Genomic DNA, 24,474 nt, shown 5'->3' with positions numbered 1-24,474 from the left:
AAGCATGCCCAAGCAGCGAATGGCCGGCTACGTCCCCCTGAAGGGCGCCCCGGCCGAGACCGAGCCGACCCCGGCCGCCGCTCCGGCGCGGCCCGCCGCCCCCGAGCCGATCGCCGCCTCAGCGTCCCCGACGCGGGCCCCCGCACCCGCGGAGACCGAGCCCGTCGTGCCGGACGTGGCGGCCGCCGTCGCCGCCGCCGCGACCGGTGCGCCCGCCGCGCCCGTGGAGTCCGACCTCGTGCCGCTCGCGGAGCGGCGACGCATGGCCGGGTACGTGCCGTTCGCCCGGGAGGGGGAGTGGTTCACCGAGCTGGCCGCCGTGGGCGCCCCCACCGCGCCGGAGACGGTGGTGCAGGAGGTCGTCGCACCGGAGCCGGCCACCGCCGAGTCCGCGGCCGAGCCTGCCGCCGCGGCGCCGGCCCGGCCGGTCGTCGCCGAGCCGGCCGATGCGGAACCGGCCGTCGCCGCCCCCGTGGCCGCGGCGTCGGCCGCGGAGCCGGCCCCCACCGCGCCGGACACCCGGGCCGCCCCCGGTGCCGCCCCCGGCACGCCCGCGCGGACCGCGGACACCGACGCCGCCGAGTCCGCCGCCCCGTCCCGTCTGCGCAAGGCGCTGCCGGCGGTGGCCGGCGTCGTGGTGCTGGCGCTGCTCGCGGTGCTGGCCGGACGCTGGCTGCGGAGCCTGGACCCGGTGGCGGACTTCATCGCGACCTACGACGGGCACCCGGTCCTGCCCGAGGGCACCCCCGAGGGGATGCCCTGGTGGATGGGCTGGCAGCACTTCCTGAACATGTTCCTGATGGTGCTGATCATCCGGACGGGCCTGCAGATCCGTCACGAGACACGGCCTCCGGCCAACTTCACGCCGACGAAGGACGGCCTGTTCTCCGCGCGGGGCAACACCCCGAAGAAGTTCTCGCTCACCATCTGGATGCACCAGGCCCTCGACGCGCTGTGGCTGCTCAACGGCGCGATCTTCGTGGTGCTGCTGATCGTCACCGGCCACTGGGCGCGGATCGTGCCCACGGACCCGCACGTGTTCCAGCACGCCCTGTCCGCCGGCATCCAATACCTGTCCCTGGACTGGCCCACGGAGAACGGCTGGGTGCACTACAACGCGCTGCAGATGCTCTCCTACGCGCTGGTGGTGTTCGTGGCCGCCCCGCTCGCCGCCCTCACGGGCTGGCGCATGTCCTCGTGGTTCCCCACGGAGGCCAAGGGACTGAACAAGGCGTTCCCCATGGAGGTGGCCCGCAAGGTGCACTTCCCGGTGATGGTCTTCTTCGTGGCGTTCATCCTGGTGCACGTGTTCCTCGTGGCCTTCACGGGCCTGCTGACGAACCTGAACCACATGTACACCTCGCGCGGCGGCGCCACCGACGCGTGGGGCCTCGTGGTGTTCCTCGTGAGCGTGGCGGTCACCGCCGCCGCCTGGTTCTTCCTGAAGCCCGCCTTCACGGCCCCCGTGGCCTCCCGCTTCGGCACCGTGGGCCGCTGAGCCGACCCCACGACGGCGACGCCTCCTCCTCCCCCCACCGGGACTTTCGAACGTGATGTCGGGGGAATGAGCGCTTTCGAACGTGGGATAGGGCCTCTCTCACGTTCGAAAGCGCTCGGGTGCTCGGGCGTGCGGGGCGTCAGCTCCGGGCAGCGCGGAAGGTGACCTGCACCTGGACCATCGGCTTGTCGGCCACGGGGACGCCGTCGGCGCCGACCGGCACGAGGTCCACGTCCACGAGGCGCAGGGACCGGCCCGCGTGCCGCACCCGCGTGAGGGCGACCATCTCGCCGTGGCCCGGGCGCACGAACACCACGCGCACGGCCTGGACGTCGTAGCGCTCGCGGTCCGGCATGGCCGCCTGCGCGGCGGTGACCGCCCGCAGCGTCATGGCCCCGCCGTGGACGGCGCCCGACGGGTTGGCCAGCTCCGGCTTCGGGGCGAAGCGGGCGCCGGCGGCCGTCGCGGCGGCGACGGCGGGGCGCACGTCCGGAGCGGCCGTCGGCAGCGACTCGGGGCGGGCGGCGAGCAGCCCCGGCATGGGCACGCGGGTCTCGGCCCCGCGGGGCAGCCGTCCGGCGGCGACGAACTCGGCCATCCGCTCCGGCGCGCCGGCGGGCACCGACTGGAACCAGCCGGTCGCCTCGACCACGCGACGCCCGTCCGCGTCCTCGAGCCACGCGCGGGCCACGCCGCCGGCGGCATCCCAGGACAGCGGGCGGGTCCAGCACTCCAGCAGCGGGCCGTCCTCGTCCCCGGCCGTGACGGCCGCCGCGTCGAAGGCGGGCAGCGGGCCGAGCACGTTGACCTGCAGCTCGGTGGTGACCACGGTCTCGATGTCTCGGGCCGCGTGGTGCACGGCCACCGCGGTGGCGTTGTCCATGATCACGGTGGCCGCCGCGCCGGTGGGCCGGCCGTCCAGGTCGAGGCACCACGGGCCGACCTCGAACGCGGCCGGGTTGAGGGCGCCGTCCCGCTCGGTCATCAGCGCGTGGCGGCGGATGCCGAACAGCTGTTCCGTGCGGCCGGAGGGGTGGGAGCGGGGGCCGGTGGTGGGCGAGTCCGCGGTGGGGCTGGTGGTGGTCTGCACGGGGAGCACGCTAGCCCACGGTCCGGCGGCGACACGGCTAATCATTGGATGTCCTATTATCGTGGTGACGACAGTCACACCCTGTCGCCGCCCGCGGTGTCACCCCCGCACCACCCCGTCGTGGACCGCCCGCGCGGCCGGCCCGAGCCCCAGGAGGACGAACCCATGTTCCCCATCACCGACGACCAGAAGGCCCTGGTCGACGCCGTCCGCGACTTCGCCGAGCAGCGCGTCGCCCCGCACGCCCTCGACTGGGACGCCGAGAAGCACTTCCCGGTGGACGTCCTCGCCGAGGCCGGCGAGCTCGGCCTGGGCGGCATCTACGTGGGGGAGGAGCACGGCGGCACCGGCCTGGAGCGCACGGACGCGATCCTGATCTTCGAGGAGCTCGCCAAGGCGGACCCGGCCTCCGCCGCCTACATCTCCATCCACAACATGGTCGCCTGGATGATCGACTCCTTCGGCAGCGACGAGCAGCGCGCCCGCTGGATCCCCGACCTCGCGGGCATGGAGCACCTGGCCAGCTACTGCCTCACCGAACCCGGCGCCGGCTCGGACGCGGCCGCGCTGAAGACTCGCGCCGTCCGCGACGGCGACCACTACGTCCTCAACGGCGTCAAGCAGTTCATCTCCGGCGCCGGCGCGTCCGACTGCTACGTGGTGATGTGCCGCACCGCGGACACGGGCGCCCGGGGGATCTCCGCCGTCGTGGTCCACAAGGACACCCCCGGCCTGTCCTTCGGCCCCAACGAGAAGAAGATGGGCTGGCACACCCAGCCCACGCGCCAGGTGATCTTCGAGGACGTCCGCGTGCCCGTGGCCGACCGCCTCGGCGAGGAGGGCGACGGCTTCCGCATCGCCATGAAGGGCCTCAACGGCGGCCGCCTGAACATCGGCGCCTGCTCCATCGGCGGCGGCCTGGCCGCCCTGGACAAGGCCACCCGCTACCTCAAGGAGCGCAGCGCGTTCGGCGAGCCGCTCACCACCAAGCAGGCCCTCGTCTTCGAGCTCGCGGACATGTCCGTGAAGCTGGAGACCGCCCACACGATGCTCATGCGCGCCGCGGACGCCCTGGACCGCAACGACCCGGACACCGTGCGCCTGTGCGCCATGGCCAAGCTCGTGGCCACCGAACACGGCTACGAGGCCGCCGACACCGCCCTGCAGCTGCACGGCGGCTACGGCTACCTGCACGAGTACGGCGTGGAGAAGCTCGTTCGGGACCTGCGCGTGCACCGGATCCTCGAGGGCTCCAACGAGATCATGCGCATGATCGTGGGCCGCGGCCTGATCGGCTGACGTCGGGGGCCCCGCCCGGTCGCCCCACACAGCACGGCGCCCCGCGGTCACCACTCGTGACCACGGGGCGCCGTCCGTCGGGGCGGGCTCAGCCGAGCTGCAGCGGGTCCACCCCGGGCACGGGCTCGAAGTGCCCGGCCACGTCCTCGGCCGAGACGTCCTCGAGCCGGGCCGGGCTCCACGTCGGATCCTTGTCCTTGTCCACGAGCAACGCGCGGATGCCCTCGGCCATGTCCGGCTCGCGCATCAGGTGGGTGGCGATCGTGAACTCCTGGCGCAGCGCGTCGGCCACGGTCAGGTCCGCCCCGCGCGCGGCCAGCCGGCGCTGGGCCTCGTGGGCCACGGCGACGGCGGTCGGGGACTTGGTGCGGATGGCCTCGGCGGCCTGCCCCGCGGCCTCGGCGTGCTCCCCGCCCGCGGCGGCGCGCTCGTCCAGGGCGGCGAGGACCTCGGCGGCCGTCTCCCGGCCGTAGGCGTCCTCGATCCACTCCCGGCCGGCCACCAGCGCGGACGCGGGCCGTGCGTCCTCGGCCACCGCGAACCGGGCCAGCACCTCGTCGGCGGCGGCGAAGGCGGCCTCGTCGCGCCCGCCCGCGTCCGCGGCCGAGCCGAGGGCGCCGAACGCCGCGGCGAGGGCCTGCTCGAGCTCGTCCAGCCGGGCGGACTCCACGAAGACGTCCGCCAGGCCCAGGGCCACCGCGTCGGAACCGGAGGCGTGCGCCGAGGTCGCGGCCAGGTGCCGGCCCGCCTGGAAGGGTGCGCGGGCGAGGTGGAAGGAGCCGCCGACGTCGGGGGTGAACCCGATCGCCGTCTCGGGCATGCCGGCGCGCGTCCGCTCGGTGGCCACGCGGTGCGAGCCGTGCGCGGACACGCCCATGCCGCCGCCCAGGACGACGCCGTCCATGAAGGCCACGTACGGCTTGGGGTAGGCGGCGATGCGCTCGTTCATCGCGTACTCGTCGCGGAAGAACTCCTCGGCCTCCGCGAACCGCCCCGCCAGGAGGGAGGCGCGCAGGGAGACGACGTCGCCGCCCGCGCACAGCCCCTTCTCCCCGGCGCCGCGGATCAGCACGCCGCGCACGGCGGGGTCCGCGGCCCAGTCGGTCAGGGCCGCGTCGATCGCCCGGACCATGTCCTGCGTCAGCGCGTTCAGGGCGCGCGGACGGTTCAGCGTGATGCGGCCGAGGCCGTCGCGGACCTCGAGGAGCACCTCACCCGCCGCGCCGTCCCGTGCGGCCGCGGGGGCCGTCGTCGCGGTGGACTGCGCGCCGCTCATCGGTGCTGCCACCCCGCCTCGCGCTTGGCCGTGAACGCGTCCATGCCCTCCTTCTGGTCCGCCGTGGCGAACGCGGCGTGGAACACGCGGCGCTCGAAGGCGATGCCCTGGGCGAGCGTGGTCTCGAACGCGGCGTTGACGGCCTCCTTGGCCATCCAGGAGGCCGGCTTGGACTTGGACGCGATGGTCGCGGCCACCTCCAGCGCCTCCTCGAGGGCCTTCTCGTCGGCCACCACGCGGGAGACGAGCCCGATGCGCTCGGCCTCCTCCGCCCCGATCATGCGGCCGGTGAGGATCATGTCCATGGCCTTCGCCTTGCCCACGGCGCGGGTCAGGCGCTGGGAGCCGCCCATGCCGGGGATGACGCCGAGGTTGATCTCGGGCTGGCCGAACTTCGCGCCCTCGCCGGCCACGAGCACATCGGCCATCATGGCCAGCTCGCAGCCGCCGCCGAGGGCGTAGCCGGTCACGCACGCCACGATGGGGGTGCGGGCACGGGTGAGCCCGTCCCAGCCGGCGAACCAGTCGGCCGCGTACATCTCGGAGAACTCCTTGGTGGCCATCTCCTTGATGTCCGCGCCGGCGGCGAACGCCTTGGGGGAGCCGGAGAGCAGGATCGCCCCGATCTCCGGGTCGGTGTCCAGCTCCTGCACCGCCGCGACGACGGCACGCATCGTCGCCTCGTTCAGCGCATTCAGGGCCTTCGGCCGGTTCAGGCGGATGTGGCCGACCCGGCCCTGCCGCTCCACGATGATCGGCGACTCGGCGCCGTCCGGGGTGGTCTGCTCGCTCATGCCTCGCTCCTGTCCGTGTGTGATGCTCGGATGTCCTCGATGATGCCGGAAAAGTCGCGGGCGGCGCCTTCCCCGGCGGCGTACTCGGCGTATTTGGCCTGCGCGAGGCGCCCCAGGTCGGCCGCCACGCCCTGCTCGTCCAGGGCCGCGAGCGCGAGCCCGAGGTCCTTGGCCATCAGGGCGCCGGCGAAGCCGGGCTGGAAGTCCCGGTTCGCGGGGGAGCCGGGGACGGGGCCAGGCACCGGGCAGTTGGTGGTCAGGGACCAGCACTGCCCGGAGGCCTTGCTCATCACGTCATACAGGGCCTGGTGCTGCAGGCCCAGGCGCTCGCCCAGGACGAAGGCCTCGGCGACGGCGATCTGCGTGACCCCCAGCACCATGTTGTTGCAGATCTTCGCGGCCTGGCCCAGGCCGGCGGCCCCGCAGTGCACGATCCGCGCGCCCATGACCTCGAGCAGCGGCAGCACCTCGGCGTACACCTCGTCCGAGGCGCCCACCATGAAGGCGAGGGTGCCGGCCTCGGCACCCACCTGGCCGCCCGAGACCGGCGCGTCGGCCGCCCGCATGCCCGCCGCCTCCGCCGCCGCGGCCGCCTCGCGAGCCTCGGCGACGTCGATGGTCGAGCAGTCCAAGAACACGGTGCCGGGCCGGGCGGCGGCGAGCAGGCCGCCGTCGCCGTCCTCACCCCGGTAGACGTCCAGCACCAGGCGTCCGTGGGGGAGCATGGTCAGCACGACGTCGGCCTCCGCGGCCGCCGCGGCCGTGTCCGTGACGGTCTCGACGCGGGCCGCACGGGCCTTCTCGAGGGCCTCGGGGACGAGGTCGAAGCCGAGCACGCGGTGGCCCGCGGCGGCGAGGTTGGCGGCCATGGGGCCGCCCATGTGGCCGAGGCCGAGGAACAGAACGGTGGTCATGGGGTCCTCCTGGTCGGGACGGGCTGCGGGGCGGTCACGAGCCGGCCGGCATCACGAAGCTGGCGCCCTCGCGCACGCCGGAGGGCCAGCGCGTGGTGACGGTCTTCGTCTTGGTGTAGAACTTCAGCCCGTCCGTGCCGTGCTGGTTCAGGTCGCCGAAGCCGGAGGCCTTCCAGCCGCCGAAGGTGTAGTAGGCGATCGGCACGGGGATCGGCACGTTCACGCCGACCATGCCGGTGTCCACGCGGGTGGAGAAGTCGCGGGCGGCGTCGCCGTCGCGGGTGAAGATGGCCACGCCGTTGCCGAACTCGTGCTCGTTCACGAGCGTGAGCGCCTCCTCGTAGTCCTTCGCGCGGACCACGGAGAGCACCGGGCCGAAGATCTCCTCGCGGTAGATGCTCATCTCCGGGGTGACGCGGTCGAACAGGGTGGCGCCCACGTAGAAGCCGTCCTCGTGGCCCTCGACGACGACGCCCCGGCCGTCCTCGACCAGGTCGGCGCCCGCCTCGACGCCGGCCGCGATGCAGCCCTCGATGCGCTCCTTCGCGTCCTTCGAGACGACGGGGCCGAAGTCCGAGGACGCCTCGAGCGACGGGCCGACCCTGAGGTCCTTCACGCGCTCGCGGAGCAGCGTGATCAGGCGGTCGGCGGTCTCCTCGCCGACCGGGACGGCCACCGAGATCGCCATGCAGCGCTCGCCCGCGGAGCCGAAGGCGGCGCCCACCAGGGCGTCGGCGGCCATCTCGAGGTCCGCGTCCGGCATGACCACGGCGTGGTTCTTGGCCCCGCCGAAGCACTGCGCACGCTTGCCCATGCGGCCGGCGTGCGCGTAGATGGACTGCGCGATCGGGGTCGAGCCGACGAAGCCGACGGCCTTGACGCGCGGGTCCTCGATGAGCGCGTCCACGGCGGCCTTGTCGCCGTGCACCACGTTGAGGGCGCCGGCGGGCATGCCGGCCTCGAGGGCCAGCTCGGCCAGGCGCACCGGCACGGAGGGGTCGCGCTCGGAGGGCTTGAGGACGAACGCGTTGCCCGCCGCCAGGGCGATGCCGGCCTTCCACAGCGGGATCATCGCCGGGAAGTTGAAGGGCGTGATGCCCACGGCCACACCGAGCGGCTGGCGGATGGAGTGCACGTCGATGCCGGTGCCCGCGTCGGCGGTGAACTCACCCTTGAGCAGGTGCGGGGCGCCCGCGGCGAACTCCACGACCTCGATGCCGCGCTGGATGTCGCCCTGGGCGTCCTGGAAGGTCTTGCCGTGCTCCTGGGCGAGCACGGTGGCCAGCTCGTCCATGTTCTCGTTGATCAGGTCCACCCAGCGCAGGAGGATGCGGCCGCGGCGCTGCGGGTTCAGCCTCGACCACGCTGCGAAGCCCTCCTCGGCGGAGGCCAGGGCGGCGTCGATCTCCTCGGCGGAGGCCAGCGCCACGCGGCCCGCCACGCGGCCCGTGGCCGGGTGGTAGACGTCGCTGTGCCGACCGGAGGCGCCCTCGCGCCGCTCGCCGTGCACGAAGTGGGGGATCACGGGGGCGGTCTCGGTGGGCGCGGTCTTCTCGGACATGGGGGCTCCTCGCGGGTCCAGGCGAAAGGCGGACGCCGGGCGGCGCCGCCCACGGCGGGCGGGGCGGCCCCGGCCGTGCGTGTGATCTGGGTTACTCATCCGCTAATCTAAGATGAGAACGTAGGACATGCAACTATCGAACTCGGGGGGTATCCCGAGGAGGAAGGGAGGGTCCGCCCATGGACCTGTCGAACCAGAGCGCGATCGTCACCGGCGGGGCCTCGGGCCTCGGCCATGCCACCGCCCGCCGCCTGGCGGACGCGGGCGCCGCCGTCGTGGTGGTGGACCTGCCGGACCGCGAGGGCGAGACCGTCCGCGCGGACGCTGTGGCCGCCCTCGGTCCCCGTGCGCGCTTCGTGACGGGCGACGTCACCGCCGAGGACACCGCCCGGGAGGCCGTGGCCGCCGCGCTGGAGGCCGGGCCGCTGCGGGTGCTGGTCAACTGCGCCGGGGTGGCGACGCCGGGCAAGCTCGTGGGTCGCGACGGGCCGCTGTCCGCCGAGGTGCTGAGCCGGGTCCTGGCGATCAACGCGGTCGGCACCGTGTCGATGATGGCCCAGGCCGCCGCCGCGATGAAGGCGCAGGAGCCGCTCGGCGAGGACCGCGGCGTCATCGTCAACACCGCCTCCGTGGCGGCCTACGACGGGCAGATCGGCCAGATCGCGTACTCCGCCTCCAAGGGCGCCGTGGTCTCGCTGACCCTGCCCGCGGCCCGCGAGCTCGCCTCCTCGCAGATCCGTGTGGTCACGATCGCCCCCGGCCTGATGGAGACGCCCATGATGGCCGGCCTGCCCGAGGCCGCCCGCGAGGCGCTGTCCACCAAGACCCCGCATCCGGCCCGGCTCGGCCGACCCGAGGACTACGCGCTGCTCGTCGAGCAGATCGTGTCCAACCCGTTCCTGAACGGCGAGGTCATCCGGCTCGACGGCGCCGTGCGCCTCGAGCCCCGCTGAGCCGGACGGTCCGGAGGCCGGAGGGCGCGTCAGGAGGAGGTGTGCTCCGCCGTCGTGGGCGCGCCGGCGTCGGGGCCGTCGGCCTCGAAGTCGCCGGCCTCGGCGCGGAACCGGCCGAGGACGTCGATGAGGGTGTCCACGTCCGCCGGGTCGAAGCCGGAGCGGCCGAAGACCTCGGCGTTGAGCGTCTCCGTGGCGGCGACAGCGACGCGCCGGCCCTCGTCCGTGAGGGCGAGCACGAGCGCGCGGCGGTCCGACTCGTGGGGGGTGCGCTCCACCAGCCCGGCAGCCTCGAGCCGGTCCACCGCATTGGTCACCGAGGTGGGGTGGACCTGCAGGAGCGCGGACGCCTTGGACATCCGCATCCGCTTCTCGCGCGAGAAGTTCAGCAGCGCCAGCAGCTCGTACCGCGCGAAGGTGAGCCCGTAGGGCTTGAGCGCGGCCTGCGCCCGACCCAGCAGGATCTGCTGGGCCCGCATGATCGAGGTGATGGCGGCCATCGGGCGGGCGACGTCACCCCATCCGTGACGCTCCCAGTTCCGGGCGGCCTCCCGGATGGGGTCCTGGGCGAGGGGTGGCTTCTTCATGGCGCTCCAGACTAGCGGCGCACCGGGGGTCCCCCGCCACCGCCGGACGAGGACGGGGCGGCGGCGGGGAACGGCCCGGTCAGCGCTGCAGGTCCAGGTCCTCCTCGCGGAACTCGGTGCCGTAGCCGTCCGGAGCGGCGCCCGTCTGGGCGCGCTCGACCTCGGCCTTGCGCAGCTCCACGCGGCGGATCTTGCCCGAGATGGTCTTCGGCAGCTCGAGGAACTCGATGCGCCGGATGCGCTTGTACGGGGGCAGCTGGGTGAGCGTGAACTGTAGGATCGCCCGGGCGGTCTCCGCGGTGGGCTCATGGCCCGGGGCGAGGGTGACGAAGGCCTTCGGCACGGCCAGGCGCAGCTCGTCCGGGGTGGGGACGATCGCGCCCTCCATCACGGCCGGGTGCTTGACCAGCACCGACTCCAGCTCGAACGGGGACACCTTGTAGTCCGAGGACTTGAAGACGTCGTCCGCGCGCCCCACATAGGTCAGCACGCCGTTCTCGTCGCGGCGGGCGATGTCACCGGTGTGGAAGACGCCGTCGCGGAACACCTCGTCCGTCTTCTCCTGGTTGCCGTAGTAGGACTTCAGCAGGCCCACCGGACGCGGGTCGAGGCGCAGGCAGATCTCGCCCTCCTCGGCCTCCTGGCCCGTGAGCGGGTCGAGCAGGGTGACGTCCATGCCGGGCAGCGGGCGGCCCATCGAGCCGATGACGACCTTCTGGCCGAGGGTGTTGGCGATCTGCAAGGTGGTCTCGGTCATCCCGAAGCCGTCGCGGATCGTGGTGCCCCACGCCTTGTGCACCTGGTCGATCACCTCGGCGTTGAGCGGCTCGCCCGCGGAGATGGTCTTGGTCGGCGGGGTCGTCAGCTGCGCCAGGTCCGCCTTGATGAGCATGCGCCACACGGTGGGCGGGGCGCAGAAGCTCGTGACGCCGTAGCGCTCCATGTTGGCCATCAGGGCCGCGGGGTCGAACTTGCGGGCGTTGTGCACGAAGATCGTGGCCTCCGCGATCCACGGGGCGAAGAAGTTGGACCACGCGTGCTTGGCCCAGCCCGGGGAGGCCACGTTGAGGTGCACGTCGCCCGGCTCCAGACCGATCCAGTAGAGCGTCGTGAGGTGGCCGACCGGGTACGAGGTGTGGGTGTGCTCCACGAGCTTCGGTTTCGAGGTGGTGCCCGAGGTGAAGTAGAAGAGCAGGGTCTCGTCCGCGGGGGTCGGCTCGGCCGGGGCCAGCTCGGTGGCGGCGTCGGCGGCGTCGTCGTAGGAGAGCACGGTGTGGCCGGCGACCTCGGGAGCGCGGCGCGCCGGGCCCTCCGCGAAGACGCCCGGCACGTGCACCAGGTGCAGGCCCTCGCCGACGCCGGCGAACTTGGCCAGGTCCTCGGCGCCGGCCACGGCCCACGCGGCGCCGGCGCGCGTCACGCGGTCCTCGAGGTCCCCGGAGGTCATCTGCGTGGTGGTGGGCACCATGACCACCCGCAGCTTGATGCAGGCGAGCATGAACTCCCACAGCTCCACCTGGTTGTTCAGCATCAGGATGAGGCGGTCGCCGCGGCGCAGGCCCTGCGCGGAGAGCCAGTTCGCCACCCGGTTGGAGGCTGCGGAGAGCTCGGCGAAGGTGCGTTCGGTGCTGCGCCCGTCGTCCTCGGCGATGATCAGCGCCGGCACGTCCGCGCGGGCCGGGTCCTGGGCCAGGCGGTCGAACCAGTCGAAGCCGAAGTTGAAGTGCTCGAAGTGGGGCCACTCGAACTCGGCGAGGGCGCGTTCGTCGTCGGTCTGGCACTCGACCAGCAGGTCGCGGGCCGCGCGGAACACCTCCGTCGGTGACGGGGCGGCGACGGCGGTGGGGTCCTGGACGGTCATGGGTCCCTCCTCGGGATGGCTGCTGAACGGATCCTTGGCCGGGGGTCTGTGATCTGGAACACTACTGGCAGACCTGGATAGTTGGAAGTCCTACAGTCGGATTCGCGGCGAAACCGCCCGCCGTCGTCGGACCGCCCCCGAAGGAGAGCCATGACCGCCATCGCCGACCGCCCCGTCCCCGCCTCCGGCGCGCCCGCCGTCACCCCCGGCCTGCCCCACGTGGACCTGCTGCGCCTGCGGGACCGCCTCGAGCCGGCCGAGCGTGCCCAGCTCGACGCGATCGAGGACCACCTCCAGACCCGCGTGCGGCCGCACCTGACCCGGTACTGGGACGCCGAGGAGTTCGCGTTCGACCTGCTGCCGGGCCTGGCCGAGCTGGGTCTGGGGCGCCTCGTCCTGGACGGCTCGTCCTCGCTGTTCCAGCAGCTCGTGCACGCGGAGATCGCCCGCGTGGACCTGTCCCTGTCCGCCCTCGTGGGCATCCACAACGAGCTCAACCTCGGCATGATCGCCGGCCTGGGCTCGGAGCGGCAGAAGGCCACGTGGCAGGGGCGCCTCGAATCCTTCGACGCCCTGGGCGCGTTCTGCCTCACGGAGCCGGACCACGGCTCGGACATCGCCGGCGGCCTCGCCACCACCGCCACCCGCGACGGCGACGAGTGGGTCATCCGCGGTGCCAAGCGCTGGATCGGGGCCGGCACGATCGCCGACGTCGCGCTCGTCTGGGCGCGCGACACCGCCGACGGCGAGATCAAGGGCTTCGTGGTGCCCACCGACACCCCCGGCTACGAGGCCACCAAGATCAGCGGGAAGATGGGCCTGCGGATCATGCAGAACGCGGACATCACCCTGGACGTGCGCCTGCCCGCGGACGCGATCCTGCCCGGCGCCACCACCTTCGCCGCCACCCGTGCCTTGCTGCGCGACTCGCGCATGTGGGTCGGCTGGCAGGGCGTCGGCGCGCAGATGGGCGTGCTGGACGTGCTGCGCTCCTATGCGCTGCGGCGGGAGCAGTTCGGCCGCCCGCTGGCCGCGTTCCAGCTGATCCAGGCCCAGATCGCCGAGGTCGCCGGCAACCTGGCCGCCTCCGCCGGGATGATGCTCCAGGTGGACGCCCTGCGGCAGGAGGGGCGGATGGAGATGATGCACGCGGCGATGGCCAAGGCCACCTCGACCCGGCTGGCCCGGTCCTCGGCGGCGCTCGCCCGCGACGCCCTCGGCGGCAACGGCCTGCTCACGGAGCACGAGATCGCCAAGATCATGGGGGACGTGGAGGCCATCTACTCCTACGAGGGCTCCTACGGCATGAACACCCTGATCGTGGGGCGGGCCCTCACCGGTGTCTCGGCTTTCGTGTGAGCCACGCGTCCTGCAGGTCCTGGATCAGCGGGCGGTGGGCGATGAGCAGCAGCACGCCGGCCACCGGGATGACCACCTCGAAGCCCAGCCAGAGGTAGCCGGCCGCGCCCGCCACCCCGCCCAGGAAGAACAGGGCCACGAGCAGCGCCAGCAGTCCCACGCGCCGCGGTTCCCCGACGACGGGGGCCGCGGCCCCGGGGCCGTTGCGGTACAGGATCTTGCCGAGCTCGACGCCGATGTCCGTGACCATGCCCGTCACGTGCGTGGTGCGGATCGGCCACGCCCCGATGCGGGTGATCAAGGCGTTCTGCAGGCCCATGGTGAAGCACAGCACGGCCACCACGACCAGCGGCCGGTGCGCATCGCGGACGTGCTCGGCGAGCAGGCCGAACACCAGCATGCCGACGCCCTCGAGCAGGAGGATGTTGGCGTACCGCGACCGGAGGCCGTTGACCCGGCCCCAGTTGAACACCAGCGCGCAGACGACCGCGCCCAGGATGAACATGGCCAGCGCGAGCAGGCCCGTGCCGACCAGACCCGGGGCGTGGAGGACCGCCGCGTCCGCCATGGACGCCACGATCCCCGTCATGTGGGACGTGTACGTGGCCACGGCGACGAAGCCCACGGAGTTGAGGATCCCCGCGATCGCGGTCAGCACCAGCGCCAGGTGGGTGTTGCGGCGCACGGTGCGCTCGGGGGCGCACAGGTTGAGCACCCCGCCACCCTACGACCGGACGCCGCCGTCGGCGCCGACGCGGGAGGCGCCGTCGTCGACGCCTCCCGTCACCGTGCCCGGGCTCAGTAGCTGGAGTAGCCGTCCTCCGACAGGGTGTGCTTCTCGTCGCCGGTGATGGCGGGGTTGAACACCGAGATCAGGTGCATGTCCTCGGTGCCGCCGCGCAGGTCGTGCGGCTCGTGGTCCGGCAGGACGTAGATGACACCCGGCGTGATCTCGTGAACGGTGCCGTCCGGCTCCACCACGGAGCCGTTGCCCGCGATGCAGTAACAGGCCTCCTGGTGGTTGCGGTACTGGAGCTTCGAGGACGATCCGGCGCGCACGATCGTGTGGGCGACGGCGAAGCCCATCTCGTCCTTCGCGGTGAGGAGGCGTTCGGAGGTGCCTCCGCCCCACTCGACCTTCTCGACGTCGTTCCGGCTGCGGGTGTACATGGCGTTCCTTTCGGCGAGCTCTGTGGGTCGGGCAAGGGGCCGTAGCCCTGGCTCCATCGTAGGGATGCCCGTCTCAGACTGTGAGGGGCAACACGTGAGGGCTCATATGGGATGAAATAGTCCAGATCCACTATGATGTGTATCACACCTGGCATACGCTTCATCTTGACCCATGCGGCCCGGAGATGGAGGAGACGCAATGGCAACGCAGGCGAGGGATGGCCGGTTCTCCAATGAGGTGTTGCCCCAAGACGAGAGGCCTAGTCGTTTCGGTCCGGGGCTAATCATCGCCGCGTCCTTCATCGGGCCGGGGACCATCACAACCTCCATCGTTACCGGTGCCGAGCAGGGATTCGTCCTGGCCTGGGCTGTCGTCTTCTCAATTTTGGCCACCATCGTCTTGCAGGAGATGTCGGGACGGCTGGGCCTCGCGACCCGCATGAGTCTGGGACACGCTCTGCGCGAGGTGTTCTCCTCGGTGCCGGCACGACTTGTCATGGCGATCCTCGTCGTCGCGGCGATCGGCATCGGAGGGGCGTCCTACGCCGGCGGTGACACAGTCGGCACCGCCCTCGCCTTGACTAGTGTGACCGGACTCAGCCAGCCCGTGGTCGTCATCGGGATCGTCCTCACGATCGGCGTTCTGCTCTGGACGGGCAGCTACAAACTGATCGAGCGGGTGCTGACCGTCATGGTCGGGTTATTGGGGCTGCTGTTCATCGTCACTGCTGTCCTAGTTCAGCCTCCGATCGGCGACCTCTTGATGGGCATGTTCATTCCCCGGCTGCCACCCGGCACGGCGTTGCTGGCGGTCGCACTGATCGGGACCACCGTGGTCCCTTACAACCTCTTCCTGCACGCGAGTTTGGTGCAGGAGAAATGGGGGCCGGGTCTGGATTCGCGGGAATCTCTCCGAGCGGCGAGGACGGACACGGCGGTGTCGATCTCCGTCGGAGGTGTCATCACTCTGGCCGTGATGGCGACGGCGTTCGGTGGGATGTACGTCAAGGGCATGCAGGCCGAGACCGGTCGGGACCTCGCCTCCGCCCTGGAACCCCTCCTCGGGGACGCGGCTGGCTGGGTGTTCGCGGCGGGCATGTTCGCGGCCGGGTTCACGTCCGCCGTAGCTGGCCCGCTCGGCGCGGCGTACGCGATTGCCGGCACACTGGGCCAGGACACCGATCTGCGCAGCGTCCCTGCTCGCATCGTGTGGGGCGCAGTCCTTGCGATCGGTGCCGTCATTGCCCTGACGGGAACGAATCCCACGGAGGTCATCGTCATCGCACAGGCGGCGAACGGGCTTCTCCTGCCCATCGTGGCCGTGTTCCTGATGGTCGTGATGAACAGTCGTCGGCTGATGGGCTCGCATCGGAACGGCCCACTGGCCAACGCCCTGGGAGGGCTTGTCTGTCTTGTCGTCATCGGGCTCGCGGTTTACCAGCTGGGCGGGCTTGCCGGGCTGTGGGATTGAGGCCCGGCGATGACGCGCGCCGCCGAATGACGTCCCTTACCGACTGTCGTGAGCCGACGGCATGCGACTGAGTCATTCCTCCCGTCACCCGTTTCCTGAACGAAAGCGCTTCGACACGCCGCCGTTTCGTCAACGAAAGCGCTCCGACACGCCCCGTCTCGACCCCTCCCGGCGGCCCTGTGACGCGGCCTACACGTGTGGGATACTGACGGCACGCCGCATGCCCCGCGCGGGAGAGCGTCGGCGCGCGTCCTGCCCCGGCCGGCCGCGTGAGCAGGCCGCCGAAGGAGCAAACCCTCCCCGGGAATCTCTCAGGCATCCGTACCGCGTGGGGTCAGGCGCTCTGGAAAGCGTCTCACTCCGCCGCGCCCGCGTCCGGACCGAGACCACCGACGGTGCAAGCCGCCCACCCGGGCGTCGGAAACTCTCAGGTCCATGACAGAGCGGGGAGGAGCAGACCCACGCCGTGACCACGGCAGGATCCCCCCGGAGGTACCCCGTGACCAGCCCCCAGACCACCGAGAGCACGACCGCGCTGCCCCACGAGCGCGTCGAGCCCAAGGACACCGCCTCGGCCCCCTTCGTGGCCCGCCACATCGGCCCGCGCCCCGCGGACGTCGAGCACATGCTGCAGACCCTGGGCTACGACTCGCTCGAGGCCCTCGTGGACACCGCCGTCCCCGCCGGCATCCGCCAGCCGAAGCCCCTCGAGCTGCCCGCCCCGCTGACCGAGTCCGCGGTTCTGGAGCAGCTGCGCGAGATCGCCGGCCGCAACGTCATGAAGACCCAGATGATCGGGCAGGGCTTCTCGGACACCGTCACCCCGGGCGTCATCCTCCGCAAGGTGCTGGAGAACCCGGCCTGGTACACGGCCTACACGCCGTACCAGCCGGAGATCTCCCAGGGCCGCCTCGAGGCCCTCCTGAACTACCAGACGATGGTCCAGGACCTCACCGGCCTGGACATCGCCAACGCCTCTCTGCTGGACGAGGCCTCCGCCGCCGCCGAGGCCGTGCTCCTCATGCACCGCGCCAACCGCCGCAGGACCGACGGCGTCACCCTCCTCGACGCGGACCTCTTCCCGCAGACCCTCTCCGTGGTGCGCCTGCGCGCCGAGGCCGTGGGCATCGACGTGCGCGTGGCCGACCTCTCCGCAGGCATCCCGGAGGACGTCCGCGCCGAGGTCGAGGAGAAGGGCCTGTGCGGCGTCGTGCTGCAGCAGCCCGGCGACTCCGGCCGCATCCACGACCACGCCGCCGTCATCGCGCAGGCCAAGGAGGCCGGCGCCCTCGTGACCGTCGCGGCGGACATCCTCTCCCTCGCCCTGATCACCCCGCCCGGGGAGCAGGGCGCGGACATCGCCGTCGGCTCCACGCAGCGCTTCGGCGTGCCCCTGTTCTTCGGCGGCCCCCACGCCGCCTACATGGCCGTGAAGGAGGGCCTGCAGCGCAGCATGCCGGGCCGCCTCGTGGGCGTCTCCCACGACGACGCCGGCAAGCCCGCCTACCGCCTCGCCCTCCAGACGCGCGAACAGCACATCCGGCGCGAGAAGGCCACGTCCAACATCTGCACCGCCCAGGCGCTGCTCGCGATCGTCGCCTCGATGTACGCCGTCTACCACGGCCCCCAGGGCATCGCCCGCATCGCGCGCCACGCCCACGCCCAGGCCGTCCGCCTGGCGGAGGCGCTGCGGGCCGGCGGCGTCGAGGTCGCCGAGGAGCACTTCTTCGACACGATCACCGTCCGCGTGCCCGGCCGGGCCGAGCAGGTCCTGCAGGCCGCCGAGGAGAACGGCGTGAACCTGCGCCTGGTGGACGCGGACACCCTGCGGATCGCGGCCGATGAGACCACCGTCGACGCCGACCTCGTGGCCGTCCTGACGGCGTTCGGCCTGGACGCGGGCTCCCTGCCGGCCTCCGCGCACGAGGGCGCCGTGGCCACCCCGGCCGTGCCGGAGGCGCTGCGCCGCTCCTCCGCGTTCATGACGCACCCGGTGTTCAACACCCACCACTCGGAGACGAAGATGCTGCGCTACCTGCGCCGCCTCTCCGGCTACGACCTGGCGCTGGACCGCACCATGATCCCGCTGGGCTCGTGCACCATGAAGCTCAACGCCACCGCGGAGATGGAGGCCATCTCCTGGCCCGAGTTCTGCTCCATCCACCCGTTCGCGCCCGACCACCAGACCGAGGGCTGGCGGTTCCTGATCACGGACCTGGAGGCCAAGCTCGCCGAGATCACCGGCTACGCGGGCGTCTCGGTGGCCCCGAACGCCGGCTCGCAGGGCGAGTTCGCGGGCCTGTGGGCCATCCGTCAGTACCACCTGGCCCGCGGTGAGGGTGAGCGGGACATCTGCCTGATCCCGGCCTCCGCCCACGGCACCAACGCGGCCTCGGCCGTGCTGGCGGGGCTGAAGGTCGTCGTCGTCGCCACCGCCGACGACGGCACGATCGACGCCGCCGACCTGGACGCCAAGATCGCGGCGAACGAGGGCCGCATCGCGGCCATCATGATCACCTACCCCTCCACGCACGGCGTCTACGACGCCGACGTCAAGGAGGTCTGCGCCACGGTGCACGCCGCGGGCGGCCAGGTGTACATCGACGGCGCCAACCTCAACGCGCTCGTGGGCCTGGCCCAGCCGGGCGAGTTCGGCGGAGACGTCTCCCACCTGAACCTGCACAAGACGTTCTGCATCCCGCACGGTGGCGGGGGCCCGGGCGTGGGCCCCGTGGCGGTGGGCGAGCACCTGGTGCCGTACCTGCCCTCCCGCGAGGCCCTGATGACCGCGGCCCCGCACGGCTCGGCCGGCGTGCTGCCCATCTCCTGGGCCTACATCCACCTGATGGGCGCCGAGGGCCTGCGCTCCGCCACCGAGCACGCGCTGCTGGGCGCCAACTACATCTCCCGCCGCCTCGCGCCCCTCTACCCGACGCTGTACACGGGCAACGACGGCCTCGTGGCGCACGAGTGCATCCTCGACCTGCGCGAGCTCACGGCCCGCACGGGCGTGACCGCCGAGGACGTCTGCAAGCGCCTCATCGACTACGGGTTCCACGCCCCGACCCTGGCGTTCCCCGTGGCGGGCACGCTCATGGTGGAGCCCACCGAGTCCGAGGACCTCGAGGAGATCGAGCGGTTCATCGAGGCCATGGAGGCCATCCACGCCGAGATCACCGCCGTCACCCCGGAGACCGTGGCGGACTCCGTCCTGCGCCGCGCCCCGCACACCCTCAACGTCCTGATGGCCGACGAATGGGACCGCCCCTACTCGCGCGCCCAGGCGGGCACGCCGGTGCCGAGCCTGCGTCTGGACAAGTACCTGCCGCCGGTGGGCCGCATCGACGGCGCCTACGGCGATCGCAACCTCGTGTGCTCGTGCCCGCCGCCCGAGGCGTTCGAGGACGCCGTGGCCGACACCGCCGACGAGGACTGAGAGGATCACCCCATGAGCGATTCGACGCGCAACTCCCCGCTGCACCCGGTCCACGAGGCCGCGGGCGCCACGTTCACGGACTTCGGGGGCTGGAACATGCCTTTGAAGTACGGCTCCGAGCTGGCCGAGCACAAGGCCGTCCGCACCTCCGCAGGCCTGTTCGACCTCTCCCACATGGGCGAGATCCGGGTCACCGGCCCGGAGGCCGGGGCCATGCTGGACTACGCCCTCTCGAGCGTGCTCTCCACGTTGAAGCCCGGCCGCGCCAAGTACGCCCTGTGCCTGACGGACGCCGGCACCATCCTGGATGACACGATCGTCTACCGGATGGACGACGGCGAGGCCGGCTCCGAGCCCGACTACCTGGTGGTGCCCAACGCGGGCAACATCGCCGCGGTCCACACCGCCCTGAACCAGCGGGCGTCGGGCTGGGACGCCGTCGTCGAGGACGAGTCCTCGACCACCGCCCTCGTGGCCGTGCAGGGCCCGCAGGCCGAGACGATCCTTGCCCGGGCCATGCCCGAGGCCGCGGCGCAGCTGGCCGAGCTGAAGTACTACGGCCACCTGACCCTGACCGTGCCCACGGACGCCGGCGACGTCACCGCCGTCGTCGCCCGCACCGGCTACACCGGTGAGGACGGCTTCGAGCTGTTCCTGCCCGCCGCCTCCACCGCCGAGGCCGGTGACCGCGGCTCCGCCGTGTGGAACACGATGCTCTCGGCCGCGGACGAGGCGGGCGTGGAACTGACGCTGTGCGGGCTCGCCTCGCGGGACTCGCTGCGCCTCGAGGCGGGCATGCCGCTCTACGGCAACGAGCTGGACACCGGGCACCAGCCGCACGCCTCCGGCGTCGGCTTCGCGGTGCCCGCGAGCAAGGAGGCCGACTTCGTCGGCCGGTCCGCGCTGGTCGGCAAGGACGACGTCGAGGAGGTCGTCGTGGGGCTGCAGGGTGCGGGCCGGCGTGCCGCCCGGCACGGCTACGCCGTGCTGGACGAGTCCGGCGAGCGGGTGGGCGAGGTGACCTCGGGCGCCCCCAGCCCGACCCTCGGACACCCCATCGCCCTGGCCCGCGTCCGCCGCGACGTGGCCGCCGAGGGCACGTCCCTGCAGGTGGACCTGCGCGGCCGCGGTGAGCCGTTCACCGTGGTGGCCACGCCGTTCTACCGCCGGGAGCGCTGAGCCCGACGCAGCCGTCCCTCGGCCCGCCGCTCGGCGGTCCCGGGGCCCTTCGCTAGACTCGGGCTCCGGGCCGTCGTCGCGGCCCCCCGTCCCGCCGTCCACCTGCAGGAAGTCCGCATGACTCACGTCGCCGCCCGTGCCCGGGTCCCCCTGAAGGGGCTGCTGGTCTTCCTCGCCGTCGCCGCCGTCCTGCTCCTGCTGGGCATCGTCACCGTCCTCCGCGGCGTGGCCGCCGACGCCGCCCGCGTGGACATCGTCACCGTGCTGGACGGCAACACCGTGGTGGTGAACCAAGGCGGCACCGAGCGGACCGTGGTCCTCGCCGGCGTCACGAGCGCGGGCCGCAACCCGGAGGGCCTCAAGGTCGGCCCCAACCTCTGCATGGGGGAGGAGTCCTACGCCTGGCTGCGTGATCGGCTGCCGCAGGGGGCGACCGCGAGCATGACCACCTCGGACGAGGGCGCGCCCGAGGGGATGGAGAGCGCGGTCATCTCGATCGGCGGCGGCACCGTCAACGTGGCCATGGCGGAGGCCGGCATGGGCGCCCCCACGGAGGTCGCCGTCAGCGAGCGCTTGGCGGAGGAGATCGCCCAGGCCAATCAGGAGGCCGTGGGCCGTGGCGTGGGGCTCTACGACATCGAGGAGCCCTGCACGTACCAGAACCTGCTCTACGAGGCCCAGTTCGCCCTGGAGCAGATCCCGGAGGACGCGGAGGCGTCCCTGACGAAGATCGACGAGCGATCGGTGGAGTACGCGGCCGGCCTGGACCAGGTGCGCCTGGTGCAGCAGGAGGTCCGGGCCCTCGACCCGGAGAACGGCACGTTCGCCGACCTCGCCTACGGCCCGGCCAAGGACTCGCTCCTGGCCGAGGCGGACCCGGTGGTGGAGCACGGGATGCAGGTCCTGAAGGACCTCAACACGCGGCGCAACGAGATCGCGGCCCGCGGCTGACCTCGCCGCGCTCAGTCCAGGGCGAGGGTGACGAGCCCGAGCTGGGCCGCCCGGATGATCAGCTGGACGCGGTCGCGGACCTCCAGCTTGGCCATGATCCGCGTGAGGTTGGCCTTGACCGTGGACTCGGAGACGAAGAGGTTGGCGGCGATCTCCGGGTTCGACTGGCCCCGGGCCAGCAGCCGCAGCACGCCCAGCTCCCGCTCGGTGAGGTCGGAGCCGTCGGGGCTGCCGGGCTGCACCGAGGTGGGGCCCACCGTCGGCCGGTCCCGCTCGATCGAGGCGAGCAGCTTGGTCGCCACGGCGGGGGAGAGCACGGACTCGCCGCGATGGACGGCCTGAATGGCGCCCAGGATGGCCGGCGGCTCCGCGTCCTTGAGGAGGTAGCCGCCCGCTCCGGCGCGCAGGGCCGGCACGAGGTAGTCCTCGGACGTGAACGTGGTGATCGCCAGGACCCGGATCGCGGGGTGGGTGTCCTTGATCCGGCGTGTGGCCTCCACCCCGTCCATCAGGGGCATCTGCATGTCCATCAGGACCACGTCCGGCTCGATGGCGGCGCACGCCTCCACGGCTTCGACGCCGTTGGCGACCACACCCACGCAGGTCATGCCGGGGGCAGAGTCGACGAGCACGCGGAGCGCGCCGCTCATGAGCGGCTGGTCGTCGGCGATCAGGATGCGCAGCTCTTCGGACACGCAGGTCAGCGTAACCGGTGCTGTGGCGCATGCCACCTTGTCGGCGTCGGGGCGAGGCCGGGGTGCCCGCCGGCCGTCATCTGCGCCATGCCGCGGCGCGGCCTGTGCGCGGCGTGCACCATTTGTGACGGGCGTCATACATACTGGGGCCATGAAGACTCGCGCTCTCCTCGCTTCCGCTCTCCTGCTCGCCTCCACCCTCGTCGGCGCTCCGGCCGCCGCCGCCTCGGCGGCCTCGGCCGAGGACGACGTCGTCACGACCCTGGGCCTCGGCAAAGGCACTGCGGAGTGGACGTGCCGCCACTTCGGCATCTGGTGCGACTGACCCCGGGGCGGTCCGCCCCCGATGCCTGATTCGAGCCCATCGACCCCCTCCGTCCGGAGCGGCGTGCCCTCCCGGGCGCGCCGCTCCTCGACGTGGCGTCAGCCGCGCAGCCTGCGGTGGGGCGAGTTCTGGGCCGCGGCGCCGCTGAGCCGCGTCTACCTCGCCTTCGGGTCGGCCTTCCTGCTCGCCTCGACCGCGTCCGACATCGGTCTGTTCGGCCCGGGCCACGGCGTCATCCCGGTCCTGGACGGGATCGCCATCGCGTCGGCGACCAGCGCCTTCCTCGCCCAGTGGTGGCGCAGCACGGTGGGCTTCGCCCTGCTCCTGCCCGGGGCCGTCGCGACCGTCGTCGGCGGTTCCGAGGTGCTCTTCGCCGTCGTCGCGCCCGTGGTCCTCGGGGCCGTCGCGGCGACCGCCCGTTCCTGGGGGTTCGTCGTCACGGCCGCCGTCCTGGCACTGACCTGGGGCGTCGCCCAGCCGTTCGCGGTGGGTCAGTCGAACGCGACGTGGTTCATCCTGCTGCTCATGTCCATGGGCCTCGGCGGCGGGCTCTTCATCCGCGAGAGCCTGGCCCGGCGGGAACGGGATCGCCACCGGGTGTTCGAGGCGGAGGAGCGGGCCCGGCTGGCCGCCGAGGCCGAGCGTCGCTCCCTGGCCCGCGACCTGCACGACGTGGTCGCGCACAACCTCACGATCATCTCGATGCAGGCCCGGACGGCACGCTACCTCGGCACTCCGGAGGCGGCTCAGGGCGTGCTGGATGTGGTGGGCGACTCCGCGAAGGACGCGCTGCGGGACCTGCGGCGCATGCTCTCCATCCTCCAGGAGGACGGGATCGTGGACCCGAGCGGTGAGCCGGGCGCCGCGGGGGGCGCGGACGGGGCGACGTCCGCGGATCCGGTGCTGTCCGTGGCCCGCCTGGCCGAGGAGCTGCGCAGTCTCGGAATGACGGTGGTGACGGACGTCCGCTGCGACCAGAGCGCGATGCCGATCTCCGTGCGCTCCACCCTGCACCGGGTGCTCCAAGAGGCCACCACGAACGTCGCCAAGCACGCCGGCGAGGGCGCGCGCGTGTGCATCGAACTCCGCGACGCGGGGTCGGAGGTGGTGATCGAGGTGGAGAACACCGTCACCGAGCGGTCCGGCCCGCCGCAGTGGAACTCCTCCGGTGTGGGCCTGAACTCCATGCGGGATCGCGTGGCCACCTTCGGCGGCACGATCGAGGCCGGGCCGGGGGGCTGGGGGTGGCGGGTGCGCGCGGTGCTCCCCAGGTCCGTCTGACGAGGCCGACGCCGCCGCAGCGGCGGACCAGACCCATGTGATCTGCCTCACATCAGAGCCCGAAAGTCTGCACCTTTCGCCACTGTCGGGGGCGCCGTCGTCCCTCCTAGAGTGGGTCATGCCCCATTGAGACGGTGCACAGTGCGAATCACGAGCCGGGATACATGCCTGAGGGGATGCGGGCCCCGGACGCGGTTCCGAGAAGGACGATGGCCATCCGGCCATCGTCCTTTCTCGTTGTCGGGCGTGCTCAGGCCGGCTCGGCGGGCGACGGCTCCGGGGTGACCGTGCGGACGAGGGGACGGGCCGCCGTCCGGCCCAGGGCCATGAGCACGGCGGCCGGGAAGCCGATCACCGGGATGAGCATCGGCAGGATGCCCGCCGCGCCCTGCGTGAGCACCACCAGGCCGTAGAGCATGCCGATCAGCGCGTACGCCAACACGTGGACCCACTGGTTGAGCACGTGCCGGAACGCCCAGTTCACGAGCAGGCACAGCGGCAGCCCCACCACCAGCCCGGCGATCCCGACCACCGTCAGCAGCGGTGTCAGGCTGCCGAAGGCCTGCAGCCCCGGGACCACGGCCAGGATCGCCACCACGGCGGCCATCACGAGGTTGGGCAGCAGCCAGGCCACGAGGAACCCGTTCAGTCCCATGCGCAGCTGCGGGCGGGGGCCGGAACGGGTCGCGCGGCGACGGGCACGGGCGGCGGACGCGACCGGGGCGGGGGTGGTCATGGCGGGAACTCTCCGGGAGGGGGATCGACGACGTCGGG

At 72.4% G+C, this 24,474-nt stretch carries 21 protein-coding genes and 1 riboswitch; of the genes, 10 read left to right on the top strand and 11 right to left on the bottom strand.

Annotation, left to right across the window (positions count from 1 at the left end; genetic code table 11):
- The first annotated feature begins 4 nt into the window (after positions 1-4).
- A complete protein-coding gene (locus J1M44_RS11625) occupies positions 5-1,498 on the top strand; it encodes a cytochrome b/b6 domain-containing protein (protein ID WP_241252751.1) in 1,494 nt (497 codons plus the stop codon).
- A 139-nt stretch (positions 1,499-1,637) separates the two neighbouring features.
- Here the strand turns inward: J1M44_RS11625 and J1M44_RS04070 are convergent, their stop codons facing one another.
- Positions 1,638-2,588, bottom strand: coding sequence for an acyl-CoA thioesterase domain-containing protein (locus J1M44_RS04070; protein WP_206480610.1), 951 nt, complete (start codon positions 2,586-2,588; stop codon positions 1,638-1,640).
- Between the two features lie 165 nt (positions 2,589-2,753).
- On the opposite strand from J1M44_RS04070, the gene J1M44_RS04065 reads away from it, so the two are divergent.
- Positions 2,754-3,887, top strand: a complete 1,134-nt coding sequence (locus tag J1M44_RS04065) for an acyl-CoA dehydrogenase family protein (protein ID WP_144824619.1) — start codon at positions 2,754-2,756, stop codon at positions 3,885-3,887.
- An 88-nt stretch (positions 3,888-3,975) separates the two neighbouring features.
- Here the strand turns inward: J1M44_RS04065 and J1M44_RS04060 are convergent, their stop codons facing one another.
- Genes J1M44_RS04060 through J1M44_RS04045 form a run of 4 tightly spaced genes read right to left on the bottom strand, consistent with a single transcriptional unit; the run spans position 3,976 to position 8,432 of the window.
- Positions 3,976-5,163 (bottom strand): enoyl-CoA hydratase/isomerase family protein, encoded by a 1,188-nt coding sequence (locus tag J1M44_RS04060; protein WP_144824620.1) that lies wholly within the window; start codon positions 5,161-5,163, stop codon positions 3,976-3,978.
- The gene (locus tag J1M44_RS04055; protein WP_078025387.1) at positions 5,160-5,957 is read right to left on the bottom strand and encodes an enoyl-CoA hydratase; all 798 of its coding nucleotides are present in this window, start codon (positions 5,955-5,957) and stop codon (positions 5,160-5,162) included. Before J1M44_RS04055 ends, J1M44_RS04060 begins: the two co-directional genes overlap by 4 nt.
- Positions 5,954-6,871, bottom strand: a complete 918-nt coding sequence (gene mmsB / locus J1M44_RS04050; RefSeq protein WP_144824621.1) for a 3-hydroxyisobutyrate dehydrogenase — start codon at positions 6,869-6,871, stop codon at positions 5,954-5,956. Before mmsB ends, J1M44_RS04055 begins: the two co-directional genes overlap by 4 nt.
- 34 nt (positions 6,872-6,905) lie before the next feature.
- A complete protein-coding gene (locus J1M44_RS04045; RefSeq protein WP_144824622.1) occupies positions 6,906-8,432 on the bottom strand; it encodes a CoA-acylating methylmalonate-semialdehyde dehydrogenase in 1,527 nt (508 codons plus the stop codon).
- Positions 8,433-8,611: 179 nt separating this feature from the next.
- Here J1M44_RS04045 and J1M44_RS04040 point away from each other — a divergent pair, with 179 nt between their 5' ends.
- Positions 8,612-9,385, top strand: coding sequence for an SDR family NAD(P)-dependent oxidoreductase (locus J1M44_RS04040; protein ID WP_144819937.1), 774 nt, complete (start codon positions 8,612-8,614; stop codon positions 9,383-9,385).
- A 29-nt stretch (positions 9,386-9,414) separates the two neighbouring features.
- Here J1M44_RS04040 and J1M44_RS04035 read toward each other — a convergent pair whose 3' ends face one another.
- Both J1M44_RS04035 and J1M44_RS04030 read right to left on the bottom strand, forming a co-directional pair.
- A complete protein-coding gene (locus tag J1M44_RS04035) occupies positions 9,415-9,972 on the bottom strand; it encodes a MarR family winged helix-turn-helix transcriptional regulator (protein ID WP_144824623.1) in 558 nt (185 codons plus the stop codon).
- Between the two features lie 79 nt (positions 9,973-10,051).
- The gene (locus J1M44_RS04030; protein WP_144824624.1) at positions 10,052-11,833 is read right to left on the bottom strand and encodes an AMP-binding protein; all 1,782 of its coding nucleotides are present in this window, start codon (positions 11,831-11,833) and stop codon (positions 10,052-10,054) included.
- Positions 11,834-11,983: 150 nt separating this feature from the next.
- Between J1M44_RS04030 and J1M44_RS04025 the strand changes: the two genes are divergently transcribed.
- Positions 11,984-13,192, top strand: coding sequence for an acyl-CoA dehydrogenase family protein (locus J1M44_RS04025; RefSeq protein ID WP_144824625.1), 1,209 nt, complete (start codon positions 11,984-11,986; stop codon positions 13,190-13,192).
- Here the strand turns inward: J1M44_RS04025 and J1M44_RS04020 are convergent.
- Both J1M44_RS04020 and J1M44_RS04015 read right to left on the bottom strand, forming a co-directional pair.
- Positions 13,167-13,907 (bottom strand): YoaK family protein, encoded by a 741-nt coding sequence (locus tag J1M44_RS04020; protein ID WP_049146719.1) that lies wholly within the window; start codon positions 13,905-13,907, stop codon positions 13,167-13,169. The two genes, J1M44_RS04025 and J1M44_RS04020, sit on opposite strands and share 26 nt — an antisense overlap.
- Before the next feature lie 83 nt (positions 13,908-13,990).
- Entirely contained in the window at positions 13,991-14,362 is a 372-nt protein-coding gene (locus J1M44_RS04015; protein WP_036316136.1) for an ectoine synthase, read from the bottom strand.
- Positions 14,363-14,561: 199 nt separating this feature from the next.
- Here J1M44_RS04015 and J1M44_RS04010 point away from each other — a divergent pair, with 199 nt between their 5' ends.
- The 4 genes from J1M44_RS04010 (at position 14,562) to J1M44_RS03995 (ending at position 21,399) form a co-directional block, all read left to right on the top strand.
- Positions 14,562-15,833, top strand: a complete 1,272-nt coding sequence (locus J1M44_RS04010) for an Nramp family divalent metal transporter (RefSeq protein WP_095695290.1) — start codon at positions 14,562-14,564, stop codon at positions 15,831-15,833.
- Positions 15,834-16,053: 220 nt separating this feature from the next.
- A riboswitch (glycine riboswitch) is annotated at positions 16,054-16,170 on the top strand.
- A gap of 162 nt (positions 16,171-16,332) precedes the next feature.
- Positions 16,333-19,269: an aminomethyl-transferring glycine dehydrogenase gene (gene gcvP, locus J1M44_RS04005; protein ID WP_065572888.1), complete on the top strand. Its 2,937-nt coding sequence runs from the start codon at positions 16,333-16,335 to the stop codon at positions 19,267-19,269.
- A 12-nt stretch (positions 19,270-19,281) separates the two neighbouring features.
- Complete coding sequence (gene gcvT, locus J1M44_RS04000; protein ID WP_144824626.1) at positions 19,282-20,448, top strand: glycine cleavage system aminomethyltransferase GcvT; 1,167 nt, start codon at positions 19,282-19,284, stop codon at positions 20,446-20,448.
- A 117-nt stretch (positions 20,449-20,565) separates the two neighbouring features.
- Positions 20,566-21,399 (top strand): thermonuclease family protein, encoded by an 834-nt coding sequence (locus J1M44_RS03995; RefSeq protein WP_095695293.1) that lies wholly within the window; start codon positions 20,566-20,568, stop codon positions 21,397-21,399.
- An 11-nt stretch (positions 21,400-21,410) separates the two neighbouring features.
- On the opposite strand, the gene J1M44_RS03990 is transcribed toward J1M44_RS03995, so the two are convergent.
- Positions 21,411-22,094: a response regulator gene (locus J1M44_RS03990; protein WP_002856693.1), complete on the bottom strand. Its 684-nt coding sequence runs from the start codon at positions 22,092-22,094 to the stop codon at positions 21,411-21,413.
- A gap of 151 nt (positions 22,095-22,245) precedes the next feature.
- Here J1M44_RS03990 and J1M44_RS03985 point away from each other — a divergent pair, with 151 nt between their 5' ends.
- Positions 22,246-22,419 (top strand): hypothetical protein, encoded by a 174-nt coding sequence (locus J1M44_RS03985; RefSeq protein WP_002856694.1) that lies wholly within the window; start codon positions 22,246-22,248, stop codon positions 22,417-22,419.
- A 63-nt stretch (positions 22,420-22,482) separates the two neighbouring features.
- The gene (locus J1M44_RS03980) at positions 22,483-23,700 is read left to right on the top strand and encodes a sensor histidine kinase (RefSeq protein ID WP_227449178.1); all 1,218 of its coding nucleotides are present in this window, start codon (positions 22,483-22,485) and stop codon (positions 23,698-23,700) included.
- Positions 23,701-23,950: 250 nt separating this feature from the next.
- Here the strand turns inward: J1M44_RS03980 and J1M44_RS03975 are convergent, their stop codons facing one another.
- Entirely contained in the window at positions 23,951-24,436 is a 486-nt protein-coding gene (locus J1M44_RS03975; RefSeq protein WP_144824628.1) for a hypothetical protein, read from the bottom strand.
- Between the last annotated feature and the right edge of the window lie 38 nt (positions 24,437-24,474).

The sequence above is a fragment of the Micrococcus sp. KRD128 genome (assembly GCF_017168395.1).
Lineage (GTDB): Bacteria > Actinomycetota > Actinomycetes > Actinomycetales > Micrococcaceae > Micrococcus > Micrococcus luteus.
Note: the sequence above shows the minus strand (reverse complement) of the source record. Positions and strands in the feature narration are given on the sequence as shown.

What these genes read in the sequence shown, in the direction of transcription:
- J1M44_RS04025 (WP_144824625.1), top strand. Translation starts at nt 11,984, where the DNA reads ATGACCGCCATCGCCGACCGCCCCGTCCCCGCCTCCGGCGCGCCCGCC.
- J1M44_RS03975 (WP_144824628.1), bottom strand. Translation starts at nt 24,436, where the DNA reads ATGACCACCCCCGCCCCGGTCGCGTCCGCCGCCCGTGCCCGTCGCCGC.
- J1M44_RS04015 (WP_036316136.1), bottom strand. Translation starts at nt 14,362, where the DNA reads ATGTACACCCGCAGCCGGAACGACGTCGAGAAGGTCGAGTGGGGCGGA.
- J1M44_RS03995 (WP_095695293.1), top strand. Translation starts at nt 20,566, where the DNA reads ATGACTCACGTCGCCGCCCGTGCCCGGGTCCCCCTGAAGGGGCTGCTG.
- J1M44_RS03985 (WP_002856694.1), top strand. Translation starts at nt 22,246, where the DNA reads ATGAAGACTCGCGCTCTCCTCGCTTCCGCTCTCCTGCTCGCCTCCACC.
- J1M44_RS04055 (WP_078025387.1), bottom strand. Translation starts at nt 5,957, where the DNA reads ATGAGCGAGCAGACCACCCCGGACGGCGCCGAGTCGCCGATCATCGTG.
- J1M44_RS11625 (WP_241252751.1), top strand. Translation starts at nt 5, where the DNA reads ATGCCCAAGCAGCGAATGGCCGGCTACGTCCCCCTGAAGGGCGCCCCG.
- J1M44_RS04040 (WP_144819937.1), top strand. Translation starts at nt 8,612, where the DNA reads ATGGACCTGTCGAACCAGAGCGCGATCGTCACCGGCGGGGCCTCGGGC.
- J1M44_RS04010 (WP_095695290.1), top strand. Translation starts at nt 14,562, where the DNA reads ATGGCAACGCAGGCGAGGGATGGCCGGTTCTCCAATGAGGTGTTGCCC.
- J1M44_RS04065 (WP_144824619.1), top strand. Translation starts at nt 2,754, where the DNA reads ATGTTCCCCATCACCGACGACCAGAAGGCCCTGGTCGACGCCGTCCGC.
- J1M44_RS04030 (WP_144824624.1), bottom strand. Translation starts at nt 11,833, where the DNA reads ATGACCGTCCAGGACCCCACCGCCGTCGCCGCCCCGTCACCGACGGAG.
- mmsB (WP_144824621.1), bottom strand. Translation starts at nt 6,871, where the DNA reads ATGACCACCGTTCTGTTCCTCGGCCTCGGCCACATGGGCGGCCCCATG.
- J1M44_RS04060 (WP_144824620.1), bottom strand. Translation starts at nt 5,163, where the DNA reads ATGAGCGGCGCGCAGTCCACCGCGACGACGGCCCCCGCGGCCGCACGG.
- gcvT (WP_144824626.1), top strand. Translation starts at nt 19,282, where the DNA reads ATGAGCGATTCGACGCGCAACTCCCCGCTGCACCCGGTCCACGAGGCC.
- J1M44_RS04035 (WP_144824623.1), bottom strand. Translation starts at nt 9,972, where the DNA reads ATGAAGAAGCCACCCCTCGCCCAGGACCCCATCCGGGAGGCCGCCCGG.
- J1M44_RS04045 (WP_144824622.1), bottom strand. Translation starts at nt 8,432, where the DNA reads ATGTCCGAGAAGACCGCGCCCACCGAGACCGCCCCCGTGATCCCCCAC.